This window comes from Clostridium sp. Cult2, assembly GCF_021655075.1.
In the GTDB taxonomy this organism is placed as follows: Bacteria; Bacillota; Clostridia; order Tissierellales; family Tepidimicrobiaceae; genus Schnuerera.
On record NZ_PPXX01000007.1, the window covers coordinates 1 to 1,074 of the forward strand.

Below are 1,074 nucleotides of genomic sequence, written 5' to 3' on the forward strand. Positions count from 1 at the left end.
CTTACAAATCATAAAATCATTAAAATAGATTTTTCGGAGTGGGCTCTTCTATTAATATTGTTTTAAGTCATATCCTTTTTTATTCAAATTTATAAAAACGCACATAATCTACAACGAAATCGACAGGGAAAATCGAATCATCAATGCCGGGTTGCCCCGGGATTAAGGCAAGATTAATCAGTAAATATTGGGGAGCCGTAAAAGGCCATTCTCCAATACCTTCTCCTTTCTTCTTACACGAATAATAAAGCGTATCATCCATAAAGAAATCGAGCCGGTCAGGATACCATTCGAGTGCAAATATGTGGAATTTTTTCCACGGTTTTTCACACACAATTTTACCGCCTCTTCCCGTTCCTTTGGTATGATTATAATCTGCCGTATGCACATTTGCATAAATAGCATGAGGATCATGTCCCCAATATTCCATGATATCAATTTCGCCACACATAGGCCACGAAACCCGATCGATATTGGCTCCCAGCGTCCAGATTGCGGGCCATACGCCTCTACCTTCAGGAAGTTTTGCTCTCACTTCAACTCGTCCGCCGGTAAATTCAAATTTACCTTTCGTATTGATACTTGCCGAAGTATATCGGCAACCCCTATACTCTTCTTTGATAGCCGTTATAATTAAGCAACCATCAGCAACTCTTGCATTTTCAATACGTTCCTTCGTATAATATTGGGGCTCGTTATTCCTCACCAATCCTTCCTCAAAATTCCATTTTTTTGGATCAGGCAAACCTTGATAATCAAATTCGTCGTGCCAAATCAAAGTTTTTCTTTGTTTTAACTCCTTCTGATCTTCTGTTTGACAATGAACAAAAAGAGGGAATAATAAAACGATAAACAATAAAAGATTTTTCATTTGAAAATTATTTATATGTATTTTGTTTTAATAATTAATTGACTGTTCTTTAACTTTAATAAGTAGTTTACGCCATATGAAAACTTGCTTTTGCGAGAAAACAATAGTCCCACGTTTTGCAAAATAAAAAATCAGAACTCAACTACCACTTTTCCTTCAGTTTTCATCAAATAAACTTCTTTGGTTTTTCCATTAACTGTTAC

1 protein-coding gene is annotated in these 1,074 nt (G+C 35.8%); it reads right to left on the reverse strand.

The genetic code is table 11. The features are described 5' to 3' along the window. Positions 1–79: 79 nt before the first annotated feature. Positions 80–871 carry a glycoside hydrolase family 16 protein gene (locus tag C3E90_RS01130; protein ID WP_236913713.1) on the reverse strand — a complete coding sequence of 264 codons (792 nt, stop codon included), beginning with the start codon at positions 869–871 and terminating at the stop codon, positions 80–82. Between the last annotated feature and the right edge of the window lie 203 nt (positions 872–1,074).